Origin of the sequence: Polyangium sp. y55x31 (assembly GCF_029946505.1) — a bacterium.
Lineage (GTDB): Bacteria > Myxococcota_A > Polyangia > Polyangiales > Polyangiaceae > Polyangium.
Window position 1 is genome coordinate 603,302 of the sequence record NZ_JARZHG010000002.1, and the last position, 19,200, is coordinate 622,501.

12 protein-coding genes are annotated in these 19,200 nt (G+C 70.1%); 6 read left to right on the forward strand and 6 right to left on the reverse strand.

The window, feature by feature from the left end:
• The first annotated feature begins 46 nt into the window (after nt 1-46).
• The gene (locus tag QHF84_RS05575; protein ID WP_281312123.1) at nt 47-3,307 is read left to right on the forward strand and encodes a TonB-dependent receptor; all 3,261 of its coding nucleotides are present in this window, start codon (nt 47-49) and stop codon (nt 3,305-3,307) included.
• A 26-nt stretch (nt 3,308-3,333) separates the two neighbouring features.
• Nucleotides 3,334-4,209 (forward strand): hypothetical protein, encoded by an 876-nt coding sequence (locus QHF84_RS05580; RefSeq protein ID WP_281312124.1) that lies wholly within the window; start codon nt 3,334-3,336, stop codon nt 4,207-4,209.
• Nucleotides 4,210-4,326: 117 nt separating this feature from the next.
• On the opposite strand, the gene QHF84_RS05585 is transcribed toward QHF84_RS05580, so the two are convergent.
• Nucleotides 4,327-5,805: a thioredoxin family protein gene (locus QHF84_RS05585; RefSeq protein WP_281312125.1), complete on the reverse strand. Its 1,479-nt coding sequence runs from the start codon at nt 5,803-5,805 to the stop codon at nt 4,327-4,329.
• 86 nt (nt 5,806-5,891) lie between these two features.
• Here QHF84_RS05585 and QHF84_RS05590 point away from each other — a divergent pair, with 86 nt between their 5' ends.
• Together QHF84_RS05590 and QHF84_RS05595 are read left to right on the forward strand one after the other, a co-directional pair.
• On the forward strand, nt 5,892-6,581 hold the full coding sequence (locus tag QHF84_RS05590; RefSeq protein ID WP_281312126.1) for a hypothetical protein: 690 nt from the start codon (nt 5,892-5,894) through the stop codon (nt 6,579-6,581).
• A 19-nt stretch (nt 6,582-6,600) separates the two neighbouring features.
• Entirely contained in the window at nt 6,601-7,005 is a 405-nt protein-coding gene (locus QHF84_RS05595; protein ID WP_281312127.1) for a hypothetical protein, read from the forward strand.
• Here the strand turns inward: QHF84_RS05595 and QHF84_RS05600 are convergent.
• The 3 genes from QHF84_RS05600 to QHF84_RS05610 all read right to left on the reverse strand — a co-directional run bounded on the left by QHF84_RS05600 (nt 6,995) and on the right by QHF84_RS05610 (nt 9,969).
• Nucleotides 6,995-8,242, reverse strand: a complete 1,248-nt coding sequence (locus tag QHF84_RS05600; protein WP_281312128.1) for a hypothetical protein — start codon at nt 8,240-8,242, stop codon at nt 6,995-6,997. The two genes, QHF84_RS05595 and QHF84_RS05600, sit on opposite strands and share 11 nt — an antisense overlap.
• A gap of 70 nt (nt 8,243-8,312) precedes the next feature.
• Nucleotides 8,313-9,419, reverse strand: a complete 1,107-nt coding sequence (locus QHF84_RS05605) for a matrixin family metalloprotease (RefSeq protein ID WP_281312129.1) — start codon at nt 9,417-9,419, stop codon at nt 8,313-8,315.
• 1 nt (nt 9,420) lies between these two features.
• The gene (locus tag QHF84_RS05610) at nt 9,421-9,969 is read right to left on the reverse strand and encodes a hypothetical protein (protein ID WP_281312130.1); all 549 of its coding nucleotides are present in this window, start codon (nt 9,967-9,969) and stop codon (nt 9,421-9,423) included.
• A gap of 236 nt (nt 9,970-10,205) precedes the next feature.
• Here QHF84_RS05610 and QHF84_RS05615 point away from each other — a divergent pair, with 236 nt between their 5' ends.
• Both QHF84_RS05615 and QHF84_RS05620 read left to right on the forward strand, forming a co-directional pair.
• Complete coding sequence (locus tag QHF84_RS05615) at nt 10,206-10,982, forward strand: hypothetical protein (protein WP_281312131.1); 777 nt, start codon at nt 10,206-10,208, stop codon at nt 10,980-10,982.
• A gap of 202 nt (nt 10,983-11,184) precedes the next feature.
• Nucleotides 11,185-12,042: a hypothetical protein gene (locus tag QHF84_RS05620; protein WP_281312132.1), complete on the forward strand. Its 858-nt coding sequence runs from the start codon at nt 11,185-11,187 to the stop codon at nt 12,040-12,042.
• 18 nt (nt 12,043-12,060) lie between these two features.
• Here the strand turns inward: QHF84_RS05620 and QHF84_RS05625 are convergent, their stop codons facing one another.
• Together QHF84_RS05625 and uvrA are read right to left on the reverse strand one after the other, a co-directional pair.
• Nucleotides 12,061-13,728, reverse strand: a complete 1,668-nt coding sequence (locus QHF84_RS05625; RefSeq protein WP_281312133.1) for a hypothetical protein — start codon at nt 13,726-13,728, stop codon at nt 12,061-12,063.
• A 2-nt stretch (nt 13,729-13,730) separates the two neighbouring features.
• Complete coding sequence (gene uvrA, locus QHF84_RS05630) at nt 13,731-19,115, reverse strand: excinuclease ABC subunit UvrA (RefSeq protein WP_281312134.1); 5,385 nt, start codon at nt 19,113-19,115, stop codon at nt 13,731-13,733.
• Nucleotides 19,116-19,200: the final 85 nt, after the last annotated feature.

Consider the following 19,200-nt stretch of genomic DNA (forward strand, 5'->3'; position numbering starts at 1 on the left):
CAGAGACAGACTAGGCCTGTTGGCCGCGATTGTGCCGTCAGTCGTCATGGTCGCCGGCTCGGCGTATGCAGCCGACGGCGTGATCACCGGCCAGGTGCGTAACGCGGCCACGAAAGCACCCGTTGCGGACGTCGTCATCACGGTGACGTCCCCCGCGCTGCAGGGTGAGCAGATCGTCGTAACGGATGCGGGTGGTAACTTCCGCATTCCGCAGTTGGCCCCCGGTGAGGGTTATACGGTTCGCGCGGACAAGGAGCAGTACAAGCCCTTCTCGCGCGGCGGTATCAAGCTCACCAGCGGCTCGACGATCCGCGTCAACCTGGAGCTTCTGCCGGAGAACATCCAGGCGGGCGAAGAGATCGTCGTCGTCGGCAAGCCGCCGATCATCGACGTCGGCTCCTCGCGCGTCGCGGTGACCATCGACAGCGAGTTCACGCGCCGCGTGGCCGTGAACCCGCCTGCCGCCAAGGGCGGCGCGACGCGCTCGTTCGAGAGCCTCGCGGCGGTCGCGCCCGGCGCCAACGCCGATACGTACGGCGTGTCCGTGAACGGCACGTCGTCGCCCGAGAACGGCTTCATCATCGACGGCGTCTCCGCGAACGACCCGGCGTTCGGCATCCTCGCGGTGCCGCTCTCGGCCGAGTTCGTGAAGGAGGTCAACGTCATCACGGCCGGCTACCTGCCGGAGTACGGCCGCAGCGCCGGCGGCGTCATGGACGTCGTCACGAAGAGCGGTTCGAACGAGTTCCATGGCTCGGTCTTCGGTGCGATCACGCCCGGCGCGTTCGAGGGACAGCGTACGCTGATCCCGCGCGCGGGTCAGACGATCAACACGAATCCGACGCTCGGCTCGGTCCGTGACTTCGGCTTCGAGATCGGCGGCCCGATCCTCAAGGACAAGCTCTGGTTCTACGCGGGCTTCAGCGTGGCGCTGCAGCGCTACCGCCTCGAGCGCACCTTGAGCCGCCTGAACCACACGTACGCCGATACCCTGATGCCGAACCCGAACTACGATCCGAACGATCCGGATAGTAAGGAGTTCATCCCGGGGACGGACGGTATCAACGACGTGGCGACCCCGGTCATCGACGAGTCGACCGGCTTCCAGACCGCGACGCCTCTCACGGGTGTCGCGCCGCAGATCTACTACGCCGATCAGCAGACGATGCAGTACATCGGCAAGCTGACCTGGAACATCAACCAGGACCACAACATCAGCGTGACGGTGTTCGGCGCTCCGTCGACGTCCGGCGGCAACGGCACGTACGGCTTCGACGCGCAGGACGGCGGCATCGGCGTCGGCAACCTGATCGGCACGTACAACTCGCTCGGTCAGACGACGGACGTCTTCAACAACAGCGTCGTCATCAAGAGCTCGTCGGCGTTCGCGAACAAGAAGTTCCTCGTCGATGCGACCCTCGGCTGGGTCTACAACAGCGTCCAGATCGGCGCGGCGGACGGCTCGAACGTCAACGACCTCAACGATCCCACGAAGCTCGCCTACATGCCGGGCATGACGTGGCGTCGTACGTCGAACCCCGGCCTGCACCCGATCACCGACTTCGAGTCGCTCCCGCAGTCGGCCATCGCCGACTGCAACGCGGGCGGCGCGCAGTTCGCAGCGACCAACTGCCCGGTGGCGACGTACCGCACCGGCGGCCCCGGCCAGATCAACATCGCCACGAGCAACCGCTACCAGGGCCGCGTGATCGCGACGGCGCTGCTCAGCGCGCTCGGGCAGCACGTCATCAAGGCCGGCGTGGACTTCGAGGTCCTGAACTACACGAACACGAAGGCCTTCGGCGGCGGCGTGTTCTTCCGCGAGAGCACGAACGGCAACAACGTGGCGGACTTCCGCCGCTACGGCTTCCTGCAGGGGCCGGACGACGTCGTGAACCTCCCCGTCTTCGAGGCGAACTCGATCTCGACGACGGTCGGCGGCTTCATCCAGGACTCCTGGAACATCCTCGACCGCGTCACGGTGAACCTCGGCGTTCGTTACGACGCGCAGATCGTGACGGGCAACGACGGCAACGTCGGCATCGCGCTGCCGAACCAGTGGTCGCCGCGCATCGGCGCGATCTGGGATCCGACCCGCGAGGGCCGGGCCAAGATCACGGCGAACTTCGCCCGGTTCTACCAGGCGATCACGCTGAACATGGTCGATCGCTCGTTCCCCGGTGAGCTCGGCCTCCAGAAGAGCCGCTCGCTCAACTACCCGGACGGCAACCCGCCCAAGAACGGCGTCTGCAACCCGCTCGATCCGCTCCAGGCGCGCGGCCCCGAGTGCAACAGCGTCGACAACCTGATCACGCTCACGGGCCCCACGCCGTACGATCCGAACCTCAAGTACCTCGTGACCGGCTCGGACCGCGTCCCGGTCGACCCGGACATCAAGCCGCAGTCGTCGGATCAGATCGTCATCGGCGGTGAGTACGAGATCATCACGGACGCGCGCATCGGCGGCGCCTACACGCGTCAGTGGCTGAACTACGCCATCGAGGACATGAGCCGCGACGAGGCGTCGACGTACTTCATCGGAAACCCGGGGTACGGCATCGCGAAGGACTTCCCGAAGGCCACGCGCGACTACGACTCCTTCATGGTGTACTTCCAGAAGGCCTTCTCGAACCAGTGGCTCGCGCAGGTCAACTACACCATCTCGTGGAACCGCGGTAACCTCGCGGGTCTGTTCCGGCCGGAGACGGGCCAGCTCGATCCGAACATCAACTCGGACTTCGACCTGATCTCGCTCCTCCCGAACCGGACCGGCGATCTGCCCGGTGACCGTCGCCACGTGATCAAGCTGTTCGGCGCCAAGGAGTTCCAGCTCCCGGCGAACGTCACGATCAACGTCGGCCTCGGCTACCTCGGCCGCAGCGGCACGCCGCTGAACGTCCTCGGCTCGCACGTCCAGTACGGCGACTCCGAGGTGTTCATCCTGCCCCGTGGCGCCGGCGGTCGTACGCCGTGGCTCCACAGCATCGACACGAACATCACGTTCGGCTACCGCTTCTCGAAGGACAGCGCGCTCACGGTCGGCGTGGACGTCTTCAACCTGTTCAACTTCCAGCAGGCCACGGGCTTCGACCAGCGGTACACGCTGGCCGACGTCCTGCCCGTCGAGAACGGGAACGAGGCGAACCTCTACGGCAAGAAGGGCGAGGCGCCGACGGACACGAGCAAGAAGCTGCTCTACTCCGACGGTACGGAATTCCAGGCCACGGACGTCAATCCCAACTGGAAGAACCCGACCGGTTATCAGACGCCGCGGCAGATCCGCATCAACGCGCGCGTGACCTTCTGATGGTTGGACGGGAAAGGAAGCTCACCATGAAGCACCGAATCCACAGTGTCCTGGTCGGCGCGATGGGGCTCGCCAGCGCGGCGTTCTTCGCGTTCTCCGGGGCCTCCTGCTCGCAACCCACCATCCAGTGCGTGGTCAGCCATTACGCGTACTTCGCGAAGTACGAGCTCATCAGCGGTGATGAGGCGTGCCTCGGTCTGAAGGGCGAAGACATCGGCATGTCCACGTACCTCGCGCCGAACGCCGACAAGACGCTCGCGAACTACGACGACCGCAGCATCGCGATCCAGTCCACCACCCTCGGTGAACTGGCGCGCGCGCGCGAAGGCGCGGGCTACGATCTCGGCAAGGACAAGGCGTACGCGTTCGGCAAGTTCACGACCGCCCCGGATGCGAACAACATCTGCTACACGGGCGGCGCGAATGGCACGGCAGCGCTCGCGGTCGCGGACGCGAACGTGGAGGAGTTCGACACGGGCGACGTCGATAACATGGGCAACCCCATCATCGAACCGGCCGTGCACCTTCAGCAGGAGTGGCGGAACGTCAAGGTGTACGTGACCGCAGGCGCGCCTGGTACGCAGGCCGTCGGCGAGATGGTCTACCGCGACGTGACGGCGGGCTGCGAAGCCACGTACAAGTTCATCGCCCTCTCGCCGTCGGTGTACTGCGGCCTCGACGTCGACGACGACGAAAACCCCGACACGAAGGCCAGCAACGACGATGCCGATCCGGCCAACCCGGATCCGCCGGTGCCGTACGATCTGTACTGCGACGCGGAAGCGCATCCCGACCTGGGCATCTCCGTCGGCTCCGGCATCAACCCGGACTTCCCGGTCCGCTGCGATCCGGAAACGCTGCACTGCATCCTCACCGGCGATCCGCTCCCCGGCAGGCCGTAACCCTCCCCTCCCCTCACCCTCCAGAAACGACCCGAGCCTCCCGCTGCGCGACCCGCGGCGGGAGGCCCTCGTGGCGTCTTTCGGGACGCCGGGAAAACGCCTGCGCCCGCGGGCGCTTCACCGCTTGGGCGCCGCGTTCCCTTCGCCGAGCGCCTCGCTCAGGCGTCGGCGCGCGTCCGCGAGCGCCGCTTCATTACGTTGCCCCGGGCCGAGCGCCTCGTGCCCCGCGACCTCCTCGCGCAGCGTGGCGATCTGCCCCTGCTTATCGCCCATCTTCGCCTGAAGCTCCGCGCGTTGCTTGAGGTACGCGAGCCGCCGCGGCCCATACGAGAGCGCAACGGCGCGGCCATTCGCCGCGAGCGCGGCGTCGAGGCGCCCCATCTTCGCGAGCACGTTCGAAAGGCGCGCCGGCGGATCGTACGACTTCGGCATCTCGCGCTCGCGTTGCTCGAGCATGCGCACGGCTTGTTCGCCGCGGCCGAGCGCCACGTACGAGATCGCCCGACCGTAATCGTACGTCGCCGCGATCTCGGGCGTCTTCGCCTCGGCCGCGGCCTTCTCCATGATCACGAGCCGCTTTTCGTGCGCCGCGCGCGCGCCCTCCGCGTCGCCGAGCTCGCTCTTCACGCCCGCCAGAATCGCGAGCGCGTCGGCGCGATCGTCGACCGTGGACTCGGGCGGCGGCGAAGCGACGAGCGCTTCGAGCCTGGCCATGGCCTTGCGACGCGCGAGATCCTGCGTCGAGCTCTTCGCGAGCCGGCTCGCGCAGCTCAGGAGCACGGCCGCGAAATCGGCAGGCGCCGCGGCGCCACGAATCTCGTCGACGTGCTCCGCGCCGAATCGCGCGCATCCATCGACGTCGCCGCTGCCGGCGAGCGCGGAGAGCTTTCCCGCGAGCACATCGTCGCGGCGCGGCCAGCGCGCGTCGACCTTCGCGAGCAGCTCGTCGTAGAGCGCGAGCGCCTTTCGATGATCGCCGGCCGCGCGCGCGGCGCTCGCCTGCGAAAGCGTGTAGAGCGGATCCGACGGCGGCGCGGAGGCATCCATCACGCGCACCGCGTCCTCGATGAAGCCGCGCATCTCGCGCGCCGAGGCCGCGCCCGGCCAGTAAGCGACCACGTCGCCCTTCGCGGGATCGATCACGAAGAACGTCGGCCAGAAGGTCATCTTGTATCGCTCGAGGAATGCGGCGCTCGAGGGGCGATCCGTGTCGATCGCCGCGAACACCACGCGATCGGCGAGCGGGCGGAGCGCCGGATCGACGAGCACGTAGTTCTTCATGCTGAGGCACGTGTGGCACCACGGCGCCCATGCATCGATGAAGAGCGCCTTCTTCTCGGCGCGCGCGCGCGCCATCGCGCCCTCGAGGTCGTCCTCGATGAACACGAGCGGCGCCCCGGCCGCGTCCTTTCCGGCTGCCGCGCCTTCCGCCTTCGTGGGCGCGCCCGATTTCGCTGCGTCGTTCGCCCCGGCCGCGCCGTTCGTGCGGCCGGCCTCGGCCGAGGTGGGTGCGTCGGGGCCGGGCGGCGGGGCTGTGCCGCATCCAGCGGCGAGGGCGACGAGGAGCGCGGCGAGGAAGGTGCGAGGGCGGACCATGCGGCCGAGTGTAGTGCCGACCGGGCGCGTTCGCCCGAACGAGTGCGTGCTCGCCCCGGCGACGGATTGCGTTATGGTGAGCCCTCATGAGCGAGCTCGAGGGCCGCTGCGGGAGCTGTGCGGCGTTCATGCGTCCGCGCGAGGATTCGCGCCTCGGGCGTGTGGGCGACTGCGCGCTCGAGGTGTATCCCTCGCCGATCCGGCAGACGTCGACGTGCTCGCGGTACCGGCCGAAGGGCGCTCCGGCGCCGCCGCCTCCGCCGCGCGCGGCGGGCGAGCCTCGGAGGGCGCGCTCCTCGGCCATCGAGCCACGGCGCCGTGACGCGGACGTCACGCGGCCGTCATCGTCCGAGACCACGCAGGGCGCGCGGGCCGTGAATGCCGGCCCCTCGTTGCCCAGGGAGATCGACATCGACATGGATATCGACGAGTTCAGGCGGGTCTTGCGCGAGGTGCTCTCGGAGGAGCTCGGCCTCGGCCGCACGGAGATGGGGGCGCGCTGGCAGGGCGGGGAGATCGTCCTCCGGCCTGGCAAGGCGGGCACCGCGGAGAAGCGCATCCCGCTCGACACGTTCTTTCACAAGATCGTGATGGTCCGGGACAAACTCCGCGTGCTCGAGGCGAAGCTGAACGCGCACGAGGGGCTCCCCGACACGGACAAGGTGCAGCTCCAAGCGTACATCACGGCCTGTTATGGCACGCTCACGACGTTCAACGTCCTCTTCGCGGATCGCGAGGATTGGTTCGTCGGCGCGGGCAAGGAAAGCGGCGACTGACGGGCATCGAGAGGGACCGATGAAACGCTTTGCTTCTTCGTTCGCGCGTGTACTTTTGCTCCTCGCCGCGGGCGCATGCGCGAGCGAGGTCGACCCCGCGGATTCGGAGCCGACGGGCTACGCGGGGGGCGATCCTTCGGCGGGCGGGCCGCTCGAAGCGCCCGTGCTCGAGGACGTGATCCCGATGTCGAAGGTGCTGCGCGTGCGCTGGAGCCTGGTTTCGCCTTGCGAAGAGGTCGAAGCCGAGCGGCGCACCGACGCGGAGACGTTCGCGCCGGCCTTCACCGCGGAGGGCACGGATACCGATCACGTCGACGAGGGCGCGAACGAGGATCAGGCCTACACGTATCGGCTGCGTTGCGTGCGCGGCGACGAGGCGTCCGGCTTTTCGAACACCCTGTCGGCGAATCCCTTCATCGAGTGACTTCTTTCAACGCGGCCGCGGCCGGGGCCTCGCCGGCCGCACGTTCGCGCGCGCGTTTGCGGGCGGAGGCGCGCGTCCCCGGGTGCGCCATGTCGCCGAGCGCGCGGCGCAGGGCCGCGGCCCAGAACGAGGCGAGCTCCGCGTCGTCCGTGAGGAAGACGTCCATCGGCCCGTGATCGCTGTCGATCTCCACGGCCACGAGGTCGTCGCGCCGAGGCGTCGACACGCCGCGGACCTCTTCCATCGCGATCGCCGCGCCGAGGCGGCCTTCCGGCAAGAGATCCACGGCGCCCGCGCGGCTCACCCACGGCGCGATGCAGTACCGATCGCGGCCGGCCCAGAAAAGCGGCGCGGAGAGGGCGCGGTAGCGGGCGCCGAAGCGCGCGACGCTCACGAACGCGTAACCGGTGAGCGTCACGAGCGCGGCGGCCGCGGAAAGGCCGATCGTCAGGTTGCGATCGCCCGCTCGGAAGGCGCGCGCCGCCTCGAGCCACAGGGCGAGCGCGACGGCAAGCAGGATCGTGCCGAGCACGGTGTTCCGGCGCGCGTTCATCCGCGGCCCCCGGCTGTCGTGATCCCGCAGGACGAGGCGTTCGCCCTCGGGGCGCAGGGCGAACCGCGCGAGCTTGCCGGCCGGTAAAACGGGCCCCTCGGGCTGGGCGTCGGACTCCGCGGGCGGAGGGAGCGTGCCTTCGGCGGCTTCGAGCGGCGCGGCGAAGGCGCGGGCGAGCGGGCTCGCTGCGCGGACCACGCGGGCGCGCGCGCGGTCTCCGTCGAGATCGACCACGGCCGCGACGAGCAGGCGGCGCGGGGCGGCCTCGGCGTCCGCGCGTTCGAGCTCGACCCAGGCCGCGGCGAGGGTGCGGTGGTTCGTGCAGGCGACCGCGTCGCAGCAGGGACGTTCCTCGGTGGTCACGACCAACCGGGCCACGCGGCCGGCGGTCGGGCGTTCCCCTTCGGCGAGGCGGAGCGGTGCGATGCGGACGTCGGCGCCGCCGAGGGTGCCGCGGATCCAGACCGGCGCTTCGGGCTCGGGCCCATGGCGGCTCGACGCGCTGCCGAGGGGCGGCGCGGCGCGGAGCAGGAAGGGGGCCGAGGGGGGGAGGCGGTCGAGGGCGGCGGCGGCTGCGCCGGGGGCCGCGACGGCGTCGAGGGCGGGCTCGGACGTCTCCGCGCCGAGCGCCGAGAGCGCCCGAGCTACGTCCGCATCGAGCTCCGTTCGAGGTTGGAGCGGCATGACCGGCGAGCCATGCCAGGGATCGGGAGAGGCGTAAAGTCTTGGAATTGGTGGCGTTCGGGGAGGCTGCTCAGCGCCGCTTTCGCCGGCGGGCGATCGCGGCGAGGCCGAGGCCGAGGGCGGCGAGGGCGCCGAGCTTGCCGCGCTGGCCCTCGACGGAGCAGCCGCAGCCGCCGGACTCCTCGATCCTGGGCCCCTCGGGCTCCTCCTCGCCCCAGCCGCCGCCGCCTACGCCCCCGGAGCCGCCGGGGCATTCGATGGGGCACGATTTCGAGCAGAGGTTGCAGATGCAGCCCGCGTACGCCTCGTAGGCCTGGACGCCCTCCGGGAATTGCATCTTGCAGGCGTCGAGGCAGGCCTTGTAGTCGGCGGGGGTCTTGGCGATGGGGCAGGACGCTTCGCAGTTGTAGATGCCGACGCACTGGCCAGTGCAGCCCTGGGCGAGCGCGTTGCATTCGGTCTTCGCGGCGTTCGTGGTGCAGGCATTGCAGCTCGGGATGCCGGAGCCGGGGGGATAGAGGGTGCAGACGCCGTCGATGTCGTCCTGCTCGATCGAGGCAATGGCATTGCCGCCATCATAGAAGGGCTCCATCGTCGAGCCCGCGACGTCGGTATGACCGAGGCCGAGGAAATGGCCCTGCTCGTGCGTCGCAATGGAGAGCGTATCGACGGGGCTGCCGCCGACGCAATTGCCGCTCGGGTTCGTGGCGGAGTCGTACCAGCAGAACCCGACGTTGTTGAAGACGATGTCCGCGTCGTAGATGATCGAATTGCCATCGCCGTCGGCCGACCATACCGGCAGCGTCACGCCGATGACCGAATCCACCGGACCGAGCTCGAGCGGCCACGTATCTGGCCGGTTGATCCAGAGCAGCACGTTCTTGTTGTCGTTCGAATTCCAGGTGCCGTCCGGGAGATCGCCGAGGAGCTGCGTCGCGAAATCGGTGCACTCGGGGGTCGCCCAGGAGCCGAACCCGTCGACGAGCCGCTGCTGCGCGGTCGCGGCGATCTCGGGCGGGAACGTGGACGCATTGACGTAGAACTTGACGGGGAGAATGCCCCAGACCGGATAGGGCGGGCCTTCGAGGCCGGTCCAGGCGCGCGCCTCGGTCGGCGCGGAGAGAATGCCGGCCGCGCATGCGGCGAGGAGGGCGGCCTTGCGGAGGAACGATTTCATTTCACTTTCCTCCGGCGAGGCGGACCACGTCCGTCATGAGAGATTCGACCGTCTCGGGCCGCTCCACGTGCCCCGAGGGCTCGAGCTTCTTGCCCACGTAGCGGACGAGCTCGACGCCGTCGAGCTCGCGGCGCGCCATTCCTTTGGCGTCCACGTGGTACACGGAGAGCGCGAGCGCCGTGAAGTACATTCTTCCTTTGTCGTCGCGGCGCAGGAATACCACCGCGTCTTCCCCTGCCTTGAGCGCCGCGTCACCGAGGACCTTCTGCGTCTTGCCCCGGTCTGTCCCGCCGAGCTGCTGCACGACGACGCGTCCCTCGACTTTACCCTTGAGGAGCTGCACCACGTCGAGCTCGGTGCGGGTCACGAGGCCCCGGCCGTCTTCGGATTCGGCCGTGACCGCCTTACCCACGCGCACGCGTACCACGAGGTCCGAACGGTTTACGAGCTCCTCGCGCGAAAGGAAGAGCATGGTCGTCGCGTCCGCCACGGCGCTGACGCCGAGCAGGACGATGGCCGCGAGCACGGCCAAATACTTTCTGAAGCTCATGAAGTGCCTCCTCGATCCGGGCCGCTTCGGCCTTTCGATCCACCATGCCAAGCGTCGCTCGGCGTGTAAAGCGACCCCCTCGTGAAGCCCCTCCGCGTCCAGCGACGATCCAATTTTGATTGCCGGCTGGAAACCTGAGCGCCCGGCGCGTCTCCGTCATGACGAAATTGGGTGGCTGTTTCGAGCCCCGCAGGCTACCTCCGGCGTGTACCTTTCGGGTATCTGAGGAGTCATCCATGAAACGAGCTTCGTTGCGATCGTTCGGCCTCGCCACGCTCTTCGTCGTGGGCACGGCGATGGCCGCTTGCGGGACGGACACCACGGGACTGTTTGCCTCCGGTGGACAAGGGACCGGCGCCTCGGGCGGCGCAGGCGGCGCCGGCGGACAGGGCGGCGCAGGCAACGGCGGCGCAGGGCAAGGCGGCGCCGGGAACGGCGGCTCAGGGCAAGGCGGCGTCGGGAACGGCGGCTCGGGTCAGGGCGGCGCAGGCAACGGCGGCTCAGGTCAAGGCGGCGCGGGCAACGGCTCGTCGAGCTCGTCGAGCAGCATGCAGAGCTCCTCGTCGGGACCGCCGCCTCCGCCCGTCATGGTCGCGTGTGGCGACGTGTCCTGTCCCGTGGACGGCCAGAACGCCTGCTGCTGGGACGAATACGACGTCAACGATCCGCCCCAGGGCGAGTGCGTGAGCGGCCCGGACGACAACGACAACTGCGCCACGGACTTCGGCGGCAACGGCCAGCCCGGCTTCGAGTCGCGCATCGAATGTCAGCTCCCCGAGCACTGCCCGGCCGGCACCGTCTGCTGCGGCGACCTCACCCAGACGCAAAACGGCAACTGGTATCCGCTCCTCCGCTGCGCCGCCACCTGTACCTACCCCGCGCAGCGCGTCGTCTGCGATCCGCAGGCGCCCGACACGGACTGCCCCGTGGTCCAGACCGGGCAGGGCATGGTGCAGACGACCTGCCAGCCGAGCACCATCCTCCCCGACGGCTACAGCATCTGCCGCCCCTGAGCTTGTCGAGTAGGGAAACATCGCACATCCCGCAACGTGCGTTTCAACGGACGAGGGCCGGGGGGTCCCGCGAACGCGTGTTCACGGGACAAACCCGCGGCCCTCGCGCCGTGCGACGAACGGGGATATCCTAGGACGCGGAGGCGCCCGCTGGACCAGGAGCCACGCGGCCGCCTCCTCTCGAGGAGCCCAGGAACGAGCCATGCAGAGTGGAAAGAGTCTGCGCTTGATGCCCGACCCGGCAGGCATCTCCGGCGATCCCGCGGCGGTGATCCCTCTGCTGGAGGAAATCGAAGCGCTGCCCGAGAGCGCCACCGGCGCGCTCGTCTTCGGCCCCCCGACGCAAGGCACGGTGCTGGTCGAGAACGGTCGAATCTGCTGGGCCGCCGCGTCCGGCATGGAGCGAAGGCTCGCGGAGCTGCTCCGGGCCTACGCCGACGAACCCCCGGAGTCGAAGCGGATCGAGGACGTTTACAAGCGCTGCAAGCGCGATCAGATCCCGGTCGTCAAGGCGCTCGTCGACAGCGGTCTCGTGTCGCTGGACGGACTCAAAGAGGTGATCCGGCAGCACACGTCGGAGGCGCTGATCGCGCTCACACGCGAGCCGCTCCGGGAAGCGCCGAACTGGGCGCCGCACAAGCACCAGGGCTACGACGCGAAGTTCACGTTCGATCCGTGCGAGCTCATCGTGAGCGTGGGCGGCGTGTTCCACCCGGATCTCGCGGGGCGCGCGCGCCTGGATTTCGACGGGCTCCTCCGATCGGGCGTGTACGCGGTCTCGTACGCGCGCGCGCCGCAGTCGAACACGCCGGTGCCGATCTACCGATCGCCGGGCGCGTACTTCACGCTGCGCCAGGTGATGTCGCTCGGGCGGTGGGCGTTCTCCGCGCTCGACGTGTGCAACGCCTACAGCGCACGCGCGAGGATCGCGGCGACGCTCGTGGAGCCGGGCGAGTACCTCGTGGCCTGGCAGTCGCGCGGCGTGGTGAGCGTGGCGCAGTGCGAGGACTCGATGAGCTTCGCGTTCATCGTGGGCAAACGCGCGCGCGCAAGTTCCTGACGCGCAACTTCTCGACGCTCAAGGCGAGGCATCGATCTGAGGTTCGGGGCGTACGGCGCCGTCAGGCGACCCGGAGCCCCGAGCGTCGACTTCGAGTTCGAGTTCGAGCTCGGACGGGACGGGACGCAGCGGCAGCGGGACCGACACACGCACGCCGTCGTGCACCGGGACGACGACCGGCAACGCCGCGCGCTGGGAAGGCGCGTCGCGATCGGCGATCGTGCGCGCAGCGACGACGCGCTGCGGCGATAACGAGTCGTTGAAGAGACAAACCTCGAGCGACGCGGACGCGAGCTTGATGTCACACGCGACGACCGGTCGTGCGGCGCGCGTGATGCGCGCGAGGACGGTCTCCTCGTCGGGGCTCGGCGGGCCGAGCGAAGCGAGCACTTCGATCGCGCGCGGATCGCGGAGGTACGCGAGCATCTTCGCGGCGTGGATGCGCACGACACGCTGGCGCGCGTGCGAGAGCTCGAAGAAGGCGTCGGGAGAGGCAGGCTCGCGCCCGGCTTCGAGGAGGCCGAGGCGCGGCGGATCGATGCGCATCTCGGTGCCCGGCGCCTTGAGGTGCCACTTGATCGCGCGGCCCGGGTAGAGCGGCCTTCCCCAGTAAAGGCCACGATCGGTGGCGCCGACGCGGCGGTTCTGATCGTCGCGTCGAGCGAACGTGACGAGGACGCTCACGTCGCGCAGAGGTGTCGCGCCATTGTTCACGACCGAAAGATCGAAGTTGTAGCCACGTCGCTCCGAGGGGACCACGCGGCCGGAGCCATCCTCGGGCCGCGACGCGAGCAGGACTTCGAGCACGGCGAGCCCCTCGTTCCAGAGAGGAGAAGCGGCGCGCGCGCACACGCAACGCGGCAGGCGTGGTTCGCCGGACGATGCATCCGCGGGGGCAGGCGCGGGAAACGTGGTGCCGAGGCGCGCGACGAGGAGCGGCACGTTCGGCGCGACGGTCGCGGGATCGGGCGGTTTGCCGTAACGCTGGAAGAACGAGATGCCGAGCACGGAGAGCGCGGCCACGAGCGCGACGAGGAGCGGCGCGCGCGCCCACGCAGGGAGCGAGGCGTCGGGGACGGGCGGCGCAGGCGGCGGCGCGAAAGGCGCGGTCGCGACGGGGACGAAGCCGAGGCGCTGGCAAAGCGCGAGCTCGAACGTCTCCGCGAGGCGATCGGAGCCGGGGCCGCCCCAGGTGGCGAATCGAAGGAGCTCACGCAAGAGGAGAAAGGTCCCTGCTGCGACGACGAGCCCAACCGCGAGCCGACCGAGGAGACCCGTCACGAGCGAAGCGGGCGAAGCGAGCGCGGCGACGAGGCCGAGCGGCGCGGGCAGGATCGCGACGGAGAGCGCGGCGCGCCTTCGCGCTTCGTACGCGCGCGCGAGGGCCTCGCGTGGATCGTAGGTGAAGCGCGCGAGCGTGAAGCGCGTGTAGGGCGCGGCGATCGAGGGATCGAGCGCGAGGCAGAGCGCGCGGCCGCGCCGAACGAGGCCGCGGACGGCCGTGTACGGCACGCGCATCTCGACGGACTCCGCGACGCTGCCCGGCACGAAGCCGCTGCGAAAGCCGGCCGCGCGCACGAGCTCGATCTCGAGGACGTCGGGCAGGAGCGTCAAACGGACGGCGCCCACCGCGTTTGCACCTTCGGCCGCGAGGGCGAGGGCTCCGACGGTGAACGTGCCCGCCACGATCATGCCTCCGCCGCGAGGGCCATGTCCGGTGCGGGCCGCTCGAAGAGCGCGCGGAGGACACGTCCCGTCGCAGTTGCGCGCCGCGCCACGGCCTCGGGAGATCCCTCGGCCACGACACGACCGCCGCCTTTGCCGCCCTCGGGTCCGAGCTCGATCACGTGATCGGCGGCCGCGATCACGGCGGGGTGGTGCTCGATGATCAGGAGCGAGTGGCCTCGCTGCACGAGGCGATCGAGGACGTTCACGAGGCGCGCCACGTCGGAGAGATGCAGGCCCGTGGTGGGTTCGTCGAGCACGTAAAGCGTGGGCTTGGCGCGCGAGCCGCTGCAGAGCTCGTCGGCCAGCTTCAGGCGTTGCGCCTCGCCGCCCGAGAGCGTGTGCGAGCCCTGGCCGAGCCGCAGGTAGCCCACGCCGAGATCACACATCGTGGCGAGCGGCTCGCGGATCTTCGGGTGCGCCGCGAAGAGCTCGGCCGCCTCCTCGGCCGTACGGAGCAGGACATCGCCAATCGACATGCCGAGGTAACGTACGTCGAGCGTGGCCGGCTCGAAACGTGTTCCGCCGCAAGCCTCGCAGGTCGTGACGACGTCGGGCAAGAACGACATCTCGTGCGAGATGACCCCCTGCCCTTCGCACGTCTCGCAACGACCGCCTTTCGCGGTGTTGAACGAGAACCGCGCGGGATCGTAGCCGCGCATCTTCGCGTCGGGCGTCGCGGCGAACAGCTTGCGGACCTCGTCCCAGACGCCGAGGAAGGTGGCGGGGATCGAGCGCGGCGTGCGGCCGATGGGGGATTGATCCACGGCGACGGCGCGCGCGAGCGAAGGCGGCAAGTGGAGCGCATCGTGCGGGCCGGGATCGGGGCCGGCGAGGCCGAGGGCGCGTCGCACGGCGGGGTAGAGCACGTGACGGACGAGCGTGCTCTTCCCGGACCCGGAGACGCCGGCGACGACGGTCATGCGCCCGAGCGGGACACGCAACGAGTCGACGCGAAGGTTGTGGGCACGCGCGCCTTCGATCTCGAGGAACTCGTCGGCAACGCCGAGCCGCGTGCGGGCCGAGGCGAGCGCGCGTTCGCCGGAGAGGGCCTTCGCGGTGGGCGAGTTCGCCGTGCGGAGCACCTCGGAGGGCGTCCCCTGGGCCACGATGCGGCCGCCGCCGCGCCCGCCGGTGGGGCCGAGATCGATGAGGTAGTCGGCGGCGCGGATGGTGTCCGCGTCGTGCTCGACCATGAGAACGGTGCTGCCCATGCCCGCGAGCTTGCGCAGGTTGTCGAGCAGCCGATGCGTGTCGCGCGGGTGCAGGCCGATCGTGGGCTCGTCGAGCACGTAGAGCGCGCCCGTGAGGCCGCTGCCAAGCTGCGCGGCGAGGCGGAGCCGCTGCATCTCGCCGCCGGAGAGCGTGGCCGCGCGGCGATCGAGCGCGAGGTAGCCGAGACCGACCTCCTCGACGAACGCGAGCCTCCGCGCGAGCTCGCGGTGCGGCGCCTCGGCGACGAGCGCGCGCTCGCCTTCGAAGCGGAGCGACTTCGCCCAGCGCACGGCCTCGGAGACCGAACGCGCGGTCGCCTCGTGATACCGATCGCCGGCAAGGCGCACCGAGCGCGGGACGGGCGCGAGGCGCGAGCCGCCGCACGCCGTGCACGGCTCGTTCGAGGCGTCGCTGAGATCGGCGCCTTCGCTCCCGCCGAGCACGCCCGTCCCCTCGCACGACTCGCAGCGGCCTTGCTTGGTGTTGAAAGAAAACCAGCGCGGATCGAGCTCGGGCACGCCCGCGCCGCAACGAGGGCAGGTGCGCGTGGTCGAGAGGAGTTCTTCCTGGCCACGCGTGTTGACGAGCTTGAGCGAGCCCTTTCCGAAGGTGAGCGCGCGGTCGAACGTGGCGCGATCGAGACCGTCGAGCTTGCCCTCGTGCATCACGAGATCGATCGAGTGCTCGCGCCGTTTGTCGAGGCGCGGCGGATCGTCGGTGCTCGCGCGCGCGCCGTCGACGATCGCCTCCGTAATGCCCGCGCGCGCCGCGGCCGTGAACACGTCGAGGTACGTGCCCTTGCGCGCGACGACCGCGGGCGCGAGGAGCGTGCGCGAGCCCCGCGTGGCGAGCAGCGCGCGGTACACCTCGTCGGGCGCGCGCGCGGTGATGGGGACATCGCACGTGGGGCAGTGCGGATCACCCACCTTGGCGAAGAGGAGCCGCAGATAGTGGGCGATCTCGGTGACGGTCGCGACCGTCGAGTTCGATCCCGATCGCGTCGTTCGCTGCTCCAGCGCGATCGCAGGCGGCACGCCCGTGACCCGATCGACGTCGGGGCGCGGCATCGAAGGGAGGAACTGGCGCGCGTACGGCGTCAGCGTCTCCAGGAAGCGCCGCTGTCCTTCGGCGAAGACGACGTCGAACGCGAGCGTGCTCTTGCCCGATCCGCTCGGCCCCGTGACGACGACGATCTGGCCGTGTGGGATCGACGTGCAGACCTCCGCGAGGTTGTGCTCGCGGGCATGCACGATCTCGATCGCCGACGGCGCGGGCGGATAGACGGACTTCCCGCGACGCGAAGCGTCTCCGTTCGCCTTCTCCTTCCGCCGCGAAGACGAAGGCGGCGATGAAGGTTTCGCGAGGTGCGCCGCGAGCGCGTGTCCCGTTCGCGTGCTCGTGCGCGCGACGTCCTCGGGTGTCCCCTCGGCGACGATCTGCCCGCCGTCGCTGCCCGCGCCGGGGCCGAGATCCACGACCCAGTCGGCGGCCGCGATCACATCGAGATCGTGATCGACGACGACGACGCTCCCGCCGCCGCGCACGAGGTCCCGCATGGCCTGGTTGAGCAGCAGCACCTCTTCCGCGTGCAGACCCGCGCTCGGCTCGTCGAGCAAGAAGAGCGCGCCCGCCGTTCGTTCGCCGAGGGCGCGCGCGAGCTTGATCCGCTGCGCCTCGCCGCCGGAGAGCGTCGAGAGCGGCTGGCCCAGCGCGAGGTAGCCGAGGCCGAGGCGAGCGAGCGGCCCGAGCGCGCGCACGATCGTCGGTTCGCGCGCGAAGACCTCGAGCGCCTCGTCGATCGACAACGCGAGCACGTCGGCCACGGAGCGCCCGTCGACCTTGACCTGGAGGACCTCGTCACGGAAGCGTTTCCCTTGACAAACCGGGCACGTCAGCGAGACGTCGGCGAGGAACTGCATCTCGATCGTCTCGGCGCCCTCGCCCGCGCACGACTCGCACCGCCCGAGCGCGACGTTGAACGAGAAGTGCCCGGCCGTGAGCTGCCGCGCGGCCGCCTCGGGCTCCGCGGCGAACTTCTGGCGGATGCGGTTCCACGCGCCCGTGTACGTCGCGGGGTTGCCGCGCGACGTGCGCCCGAGCGGGGCTTGATCGACGAGCGTGACGACCTTGATCCCGCTCGTCCCCTCGATCTTCTTGTGTGGCCCCGCGGGCTCGATGTCCTTGTAGCCGCGAGCCCGCGCGAGGGCGCGATAGAGCACGTCCTCCACGAGCGTGCTCTTGCCGGAGCCGCTCGCGCCCGTCACGCACACGACCTGCCCGAGCGGCAGGCGCACGCTGACGTCCTTCAAGTTGTTCGCGCGCGCCCCCACGATGGAGATCGATCCATGCGCCGCCGTCCGCTCGTCCGCCGACACGACGCTCGCCGCGCCTCGCGCGAGGGCGCGCCCCGTCGGCAGATCGGCGCGCCGCGAGAGCTCCGCCGGCGCGCCGTCGAACACCACGCGCCCGCCCTGCTTGCCCGCGCCGGGCCCGAGCTCGACCACCCGATCCGAGGCCCGGATCACGAGCGGCTCGTGCTCGATCACGACCACCACGTTCCCGCGCGCCGCGAGCTCGCGCATCGCCTCGACGAGCGGCGGGATGTCGCTCGCGTGCAGCCCCACCGTCGGCTCGTCGAGCACGAACAACGCGCCCGTGAGCGACGTCCCGAGCGCGCCCGTCAACGTCACGCGTTGCGCCTCGCCGCCCGAGAGCGTGCGCGCTTGCCGATCGAGCGTCAGGTACCCGAGCCCCACGCGCTCCAGGTACGAGAGCCGCTGCGCGAGCTCCTTCCGCGCGATCTCCCCCTGCCCCGTCGTCGCCTTCAAGCGCTCCAGAAGCGCGCGCGCCTCGCGCAGCTCGAGCCCGTGCCAGCTCGCGAGATCGAGCCCGCCCACGCGGTAGAGCAAGGACTCCGGCGAGAGGCGCTTGCCATCGCAGGTCGCGCACGGATCGTACGAGCGGTACCGCGCGAGCAGCACGCGGATGTGCATCTTGTACGTACGCGTCTCCAGCCACTTGAACCACGCGCGCACGCCGGGGAACTTGCCGCCGTGGAAGCTGCCTTCGCCGTCGAGCACCTGCGCGCGTTGCGCCTCGGTGAGCTCCTTCCACGGCACGTCGAGCGGGATGCCCTTCTTCTCGCAGAACTTGCGGAGGACCTTGCGCTCCCACGACGTGCTCGACCCCGTCCACGGCCGGATCGCCCCGCCTTCGAGGGTCTTCTCCTCGTCGGGGATCACCTTGCCCCAATCCACGCCGATCGTCCGGCCAAACCCGCGGCAGCCCGGGCACGCGCCGATCGGAGACTGGTACGAGAACAGGCCCGGCCGCGGGGCGTCGAAGCTCCGCGCGCACGACGGGCAGGCGAGCCCACGCGGCACGAGCACGCGCCGCCCCGCGCCGTCCGAGCCCGACCCGCCGACGTAGAGCGCCACGCCGCCCTCGGCCCGCTGCCACGCCTCCTCGATCGCCGATCCGAGGCGCCGCGCGTCCCGCGCGCCGATCTTCACGCGGTCGACGATCACCTCGACCCCGCCGCCCGCGCCGAGCGCGTCGCTCGGTCCGACCTCGTCGATGTCGCGCACCTCGCCGCGCACGAGCAGACGCCGATAACCCGCTTCGAGCAGCGTCTCGCGCACGTCGAGCAGCTCCTCGGTGCCGGCGACGGGCACGCGGTACGTGACGAGCGCGGTCGATCCCTCGTGGCTCTCCACGGCCTTCGACGCGGCCGTCACCGCATCGACGCGGACCGCGGGGACCAGGCACGTGGGGCACACGGGCGTGGACTCGCGGGCGAACACGGCCGACAGGTACGGCTCGAGGTCGGCCATCGTGGCCACGGTGGAGCGCGAGCTCTTCACGGGGGCGCGACGATCAACGGCCACGCCCGCGGCGACCGGATCGAGCTCGTCGATCGGCGGCCGTTCGAGCCGCTCCAGGAACTGCCGCGCGTACGGGCTGAAGCTCTCGACGAAGCGGCGTTGCCCTTCCGAGTAGAGCGTATCGAGCGCGAGCGAGGATTTTCCCGCGCCGGAGACGCCCGTGAAGCAGACGAGCTGCCCTGGCACGAGCTCGAGGTCGATGCCCTTGAGGTTGTGGGTACGCGCGCCGCGGATGCGGATGGGTTGCATGGCTTCGCTCTCTGCGGTGAGGGTGATGCGAGAAGACGCGGACCTAGGCGCGGGCGTACTAGCACGGCGCGCGGGTTTGTCGCGG